The organism is Metabacillus herbersteinensis (genome assembly GCF_042433335.1).
GTDB classification, from domain to species: Bacteria; Bacillota; Bacilli; order Bacillales; family Bacillaceae; genus Metabacillus; species Metabacillus herbersteinensis.
This window is the reverse complement of record NZ_JBHLVO010000066.1, coordinates 1-5,938: the sequence shown is the minus strand read 5'-3', so window position 1 is coordinate 5,938 and position 5,938 is coordinate 1. Positions and strand designations below refer to the sequence as shown.

The window sequence follows — 5,938 nt, the reverse complement described above, 5'->3', positions numbered from 1 at the left end:
ATCATGTTTTATTAAATTCAGTTGAAATCTTCTTTTACTATTCATCCCCTCTTCTTAACAATAAAATCAAAATCTCCTTCTTACAAAGCCTTTTCAATAAACTGGTCCAATTCAAAAAGAACGCCCTCTTATTTAAGAAAGGCGCCCAATTGTTGAATAAGTCCTATTAAGTTTCGACGAAAATAATAGGAAATAATTTTTTTATGCCATTGGCATACCTGAAAAGCGATATTTAGTTGAAGATGAAATTATGTTTAAGGTCATAAATTCTGAACACATATCTTTTTTTAAAAAGGCAAAGAATAACAGTGGCCCAAAATGCGATTGTGTCATGACATTTAAAGAATTAGGACGTGGGATTTATGGAATTTTTTAGTGGTCAGGAGTCACTGAACGCCGTACAATGGGGCTTAAGAGCGATTATTGGTTTCTTCTTTTTAGTAATCGTAGCTAAACTAATGGGTCAGCGATCTATTTCACAGTTAAGATTTCTGGATTTTGTAATGGCGTTGCTAATAGGGAACATTATTGCACATCCTTTGTCAGATGAGCAGTTAGGGTTAAAAGGTTCTATGATTACCATGAGTGTGCTAGTAATTTTATACCTTACGGGAGTATTTTTGAGTTTAAGGTGGGATCCACTAAGAAAAATCTTTGAGCCTTCTCCCATACCACTTATTGAATATGGGAAAATTAATTACAAAAATTTAAATAAAGCTAGAATATCAATTGATGTTCTTTTATCTGAACTGCGAAAAGAAAAAACTGAAGATATTCAAAAAGTAGCACTTGCATTATGGGAACCAGGAGGAACCGTATCCATATTCCTCTATCCTCAACACCAGCCGATCACTCATTCTAATTTCAATTCAACAATAAAACCTTTTGATTTTCCTAAAATCATTATTAAAGAACAAAAGATTAATTACAATGAGTTAAGACTACTTGGAAAAGATGAACAATGGCTATTAAATAAGATAAAAACAACATATAACGTAAATTTAAGCGATATATTACTGGCCACTATTGACAATAATGAAGATCTTAAAATATTTTTGTATAATTAAATTCACAAAAGCGATTGATTTGTTTACCTTCTTCAACAATATGGCCCTGTACATAAAGAAAGAGCGCAATTCTTTATTCTAGAAAAGCGCCCGTTTGTTGAACAACAATAATATTTAAAGAGCTTCTTTTTTGTAATTCATGGGTGCATTTTCTATATTGGGCTTCTTCTCAAATTGAATTCCTTTTAAAAGCAAGCATGCGCCAACTAATACTACACTTGCTGCTCCTATCAAAGCAGCATTATAATCACGGGTGAATGATGATAAAATCCCCGCAATTGTTGGTCCAATCATTTGGCCAACAGCATAGATAGCTGTAAGATGGCCAATGATTTGACTACTATTGGATGGACTCATTTGGCGTGCAAATGTTGTGGTAAGTGTAGTAATACCCATAAACGTGGCTCCAAATAATAATGCACTTATTACAAGACCGGTTTGGGACATCCAGAGGACAGGCATCGCAATACCGACGGACTGTATAGTCATTGCAAACACTAAAGACTTAACGTATCCCCATTTTTTAGCCAGAGATGACCAGATGATACATGATGGAACAGCAGCCAACCCTACCACCATCCAAACTAAGGTAGCATCGCTACTAAAGCTTGAGGTCTTTTCAGCAATGGATACGATAAACGTACCCGTGACGATGTAACCTAATCCTTCCAAGCCGTAGGCTGCAATCAGCCAAGGGAGCCATTTGACTGGAGGTACCTGTGTGGAAATTTCTTGTTTAATCTTTCGCCCACGAATGAGGGGGGCATCTTTGAGCCAGATCCATACTAAGAAAGCAAAGATTACACTTACGACAGCCAATCCTATCCAAGCGCCTTCCCACTTAAATGATTGGTTTAAACCCGGAATAATCATGCCGGTAAAAAAGATTCCAAGCCCTACCCCTCCGTAGAAAAAGCCTGACCAATTTGTCTTGTCTCTGGCAGCGAGTTTATCTAACACGATGCTTGAGGCTAAAACAAACACGAAGGCACTGGCGATTCCAGAAAGAAAACGAAGTACATACCAAATTAAATAAGAATGAGATAGACCCATACAGGCAGTGGTTAAGATACTGATGGTCAGACTTAATCTCAAGGAAAGCGTTCTGTGCTGCCTCAAAGGGATGACCCCTACTAAAATTGCTCCAAGCAAATATCCTGCGTAATTGCTTGTGGCAAGGTAACCGGCTATTGCATCTGAAAAAGAGAGATCATTTTGCATGATTGGAAGAATGGGGGTATAGGCAAACCTCCCAATTCCCATAGCAATGATTAAAGACAATATTCCTCCTATTAAAAAGAGAAATGGATGTTTAGTCAAACCCTCAACACCTTTGAGCAGATTTAAGTTTCGATTTTATAAAAAATTTTGATCATTTTCTACCTATGTTGTTCAACAATCGCGCCCTTAGTTGAAGAACATTGAGTAAGTAAAATAAATACCTACCCATATAAAATGAGGCTAACTTTGTAGTAATCACACGAGTTTAAGAAAATAATGATCTATCTAATTAAATATTTCCAATTGGACTCCTGCAAATTCCCATTGGAATTCTCTTTTGATTAATACTTTTCTTTAGGTTTACTAAAGGCGACCCTTGATAAACTTGTTGAATGATGGTTTCTATCTTTACTCTTTCTTGTTGAGTAATATTTTTTTTCGTAAGCATTTTATTAAACCATTGACTAAATTTCCATAGGTGAAATATTTCCAGCGATTGAAGAAAGACGATCAAACCCCTGTAATACTTTTTCCTCTAATTCCACTTCTCCACCAGCATAAAAATGAAAGTTGCTTCTGTTAATATTGTTTTTTAGTAGTCCAACTTTTTCTTTATTGCCAGCTTCTTTTAATCCAACTACTAATTCTATCTTACTTAACTGAATAATACTGTTTACTGATAAATTAAATCCAGTTCTTTTTGGATTGTTATATAAGATAGTAGGCTTATTACTAAGATTAATAATGGTTTTTGTATAAACCAATGCCTCTTCTTGTGTCGGTAGAACATATGGTGGACCAAGCAAAATACCTGATATTTTTGTAGTCCGAATCTTTTTAGCCAGTTCTTCTGCCTCTTTCTGTCTAATAGATGACACCCCAAATGAAATTTCCATATTATTAATAAGTTCTTCTTCCAATACTAAACTGTTTATTATTTCAATTTTCTCTTTAAGGTTCAGACTATGCTGCTCACCAGTAGATCCAGAGACAAGAACAGACTTTACTCCTTGTTTATACAAATCTCTTATATGATCTATTGTCCCCTGAATATTTACAGATTCGTCTTCAAAAAATGCAGTTGGCACAGCGATGTGAAATGTTTCTTTTAGCATAATGTTATCTCCTTTTATCTCTACTTCAACTTACCTGCACCGTTTCTGGAAGATCGTTTCAAAACCTTATTAAAGTAAAGACCCGTTACTTTAATAAGAAACTTATTTTTTCTTAAGTAGGTCTTTTCGCAAATAATCTTTCATATAAGATGCAATCTTTCGCTCATCCTCACTTTCAAATTTCTCTAGTTCTTGAATAACAAGCTTTCTCCGTTCGATTGAATGGTTCTGACTCAATTTCGCTTTTCCCTCAATTTTATTAATCTTAATTTTAAAACCCACAACGCCTTTTGTCATACCTTCCAGATATCTTGCATCGACTTCGTCTAATTGATAAGAACTGTCAGGTACCTCATATTTTTTTACTAAATCACTTAAAGATTCTTTTAATTCATCATCCTCAACAATTTCAACTTTCCCATATACATGAACTGATAAATAATTCCAAGTAGGTACGGCTTGATTTGACTCATACCAAGAGGAAGAGATATAACAATGAGGGCCATGAAAGATTGCAAGAACATTTTGATTGTGAATGTCATTCCATTGAGGATTTGCTCGAGCAAAGTGACCATATAAGTATTCCTTATCTTCATCAATCATTAAGGGAATATGAGTTGCGAAAGGTTCACCCTCATGTTGTGAGAAAAAAGTAGCAAATCCATACTCTTCAATGATGTCATAAATAATTTCATCATCTTCAATTTTAAAGTGTGATGGGATGTACATTAGAAAACACTCCTTTACTTTTGTGATCACCAAAATGTAAACTTATTATAATAAAACAACTGGTATCATTAAAAGCACCAGTTTACAAACATTTTCAAGTGCCAGTTTATAAGGAGGTTAAATATGTTAGAAATAACGCCAACCTTAGATGTTGGAAAAAAAGAGCCCATTTATATCCAACTTTATGAGTATCTTAGAAATGAAATACAAATAAAAAATATTCCCCCTCACAGTAAGTTACCTTCTCAAAGAAATTTGGCAGATTATTTAAACGTGAGTCGTAACACGGTTGATGCTGCTTACCAACAACTTGTTGCTGAAGGTTATATTAGAAGTGAAGAAAGAAAAGGATTGTTTGTTGTAGAGATAAAAAATGACCTCTTCCTTAAAGATTCTAACAACAACGATATAGATAAAACTGAAAATAGGGAATTTGATCATCAGGAAGATCAACAACCAAAGATTGAATACGATTTTAAGTATGGGGATGTAGATTTAACTCATTTTCCATTTAAGTTATGGCGTCAATTGACCATGAAAAGTCTCGCTTCCGAACAAGACCAGCTGTTATTGTATGGAGATCCTCAAGGAGAATTTGAACTTCGAAAACACATTGCTAGATACCTTTATCAATCTAGAGGAGTTGAATGTTCTGAAGATCAAATTGTAATTGGAGCAGGCACACAATACCTATTAAGCATGCTATGTAAAATGATTGGCAGAGAATTAGTTTATGGTATAGAAGAACCCGGTTATGACCGAGTACGCCTTATATTTAAGGACTATGGAAGAACAGTTAAGCCAATTCATCTTGATGAAAATGGAATTAATGTTGCCGAATTAACAGCGAGCGAAGTGAAAGTTGCCTACGTCACTCCTTCCCATCAATTCCCTTTAGGAACCGTAATGCCAATATCACGGCGCTTAGAATTGATAGAATGGGCGAGGGAGAAGAGTGGATATGTCATCGAAGATGATTACGATAGTGAATTTCGATACGAAGGAAAGCCTATTCCATCGCTTCAAAGCCTTGATCTGTATGGAAATGTTGTATACATGGGGACTTTTTCCAAGTCACTAATTCCATCTTTGCGTTTGAGCTATATGGTACTCCCAACAAAGTTGTTAGTAAAGTACAATGAAAACTTTATTGGTTATAAGCAAACTGTTTCAAGATTACATCAACATACATTAAAGCTCTTTATGGAAAGTGGCCAATGGTCAAGGCATTTAAACAAAGCAAGAAATATTTATAAGAAACGGCATAAAGCTTTACTTACATCTATTAAAGCTAACATGAATGATCGGGTCCGAATAATTGGTTCAGGTTCTGGTTTACACGTGCTCTTAGAACCCAAGAATAACATGACAGAGAAAGAGCTTATCGCTACTGCTAAAGAGGTGGGTGTTTTAGTGTATCCAGTGTCCTCATTTTATGAGCGACCACCTTCTCAAGAATATTCTCAAGTGCTACTTGGATTTGCCGGTTTAGATGAGAATAGGATTCATGAAGGAGTTCACTTACTTTCCAAAGCTTGGTTCTAACTAACCTATAAACATAAGCATACAAAAAAAAACGAAGAACCAATAATGTCATTGGCTCTTCGATTTTTTTAAAACATTATAGTCGTACCTAACTTCACCTGACTGTTAAGGAATTTATTATAGTCTCTTATTAAGCAACTGCCTGTTAGTTCAAGAAGACTTACTCATACGAATAGGTAAGGGTTTGACGTTATCGCTCCCTTTTCCCTTCGTTCACACCGTACATGAAACTTTCATCTCATACGGCGTTCTAACTAATCC

Annotated in this window: 5 protein-coding genes; 2 read left to right on the top strand and 3 right to left on the bottom strand. The window is 35.2% G+C overall.

Annotation, left to right across the window (positions count from 1 at the left end):
* The first annotated feature begins 362 nt into the window (after positions 1 to 362).
* Positions 363 to 1,067, top strand: a complete 705-nt coding sequence (locus ACFFIX_RS27535) for a DUF421 domain-containing protein (protein ID WP_378939821.1) — start codon at positions 363 to 365, stop codon at positions 1,065 to 1,067.
* A gap of 114 nt (positions 1,068 to 1,181) precedes the next feature.
* Here ACFFIX_RS27535 and ACFFIX_RS27530 read toward each other — a convergent pair whose 3' ends face one another.
* The 3 genes from ACFFIX_RS27530 to ACFFIX_RS27520 form a co-directional block, all read right to left on the bottom strand.
* Positions 1,182 to 2,387 (bottom strand): YbfB/YjiJ family MFS transporter, encoded by a 1,206-nt coding sequence (locus ACFFIX_RS27530; protein ID WP_378939819.1) that lies wholly within the window; start codon positions 2,385 to 2,387, stop codon positions 1,182 to 1,184.
* 365 nt (positions 2,388 to 2,752) lie between these two features.
* A complete protein-coding gene (locus ACFFIX_RS27525) occupies positions 2,753 to 3,403 on the bottom strand; it encodes a dihydrodipicolinate synthase family protein (protein WP_378939817.1) in 651 nt (216 codons plus the stop codon).
* A 102-nt stretch (positions 3,404 to 3,505) separates the two neighbouring features.
* Positions 3,506 to 4,132 carry an FMN-binding negative transcriptional regulator gene (locus ACFFIX_RS27520; RefSeq protein WP_378939816.1) on the bottom strand — a complete coding sequence of 209 codons (627 nt, stop codon included), beginning with the start codon at positions 4,130 to 4,132 and terminating at the stop codon, positions 3,506 to 3,508.
* A gap of 123 nt (positions 4,133 to 4,255) precedes the next feature.
* Here ACFFIX_RS27520 and pdxR point away from each other — a divergent pair, with 123 nt between their 5' ends.
* On the top strand, positions 4,256 to 5,677 hold the full coding sequence (pdxR, locus tag ACFFIX_RS27515; protein ID WP_378939814.1) for a MocR-like pyridoxine biosynthesis transcription factor PdxR: 1,422 nt from the start codon (positions 4,256 to 4,258) through the stop codon (positions 5,675 to 5,677).
* Positions 5,678 to 5,938: the final 261 nt, after the last annotated feature.

Bases quoted from the DNA above. Each gene is read 5' to 3' on its own strand.
- ACFFIX_RS27535 (WP_378939821.1), top strand. From the start codon at position 363: ATGGAATTTTTTAGTGGTCAGGAGTCACTGAACGCCGTACAATGGGGC.
- ACFFIX_RS27525 (WP_378939817.1), bottom strand. From the start codon at position 3,403: ATGCTAAAAGAAACATTTCACATCGCTGTGCCAACTGCATTTTTTGAA.
- ACFFIX_RS27520 (WP_378939816.1), bottom strand. From the start codon at position 4,132: ATGTACATCCCATCACACTTTAAAATTGAAGATGATGAAATTATTTAT.
- pdxR (WP_378939814.1), top strand. From the start codon at position 4,256: ATGTTAGAAATAACGCCAACCTTAGATGTTGGAAAAAAAGAGCCCATT.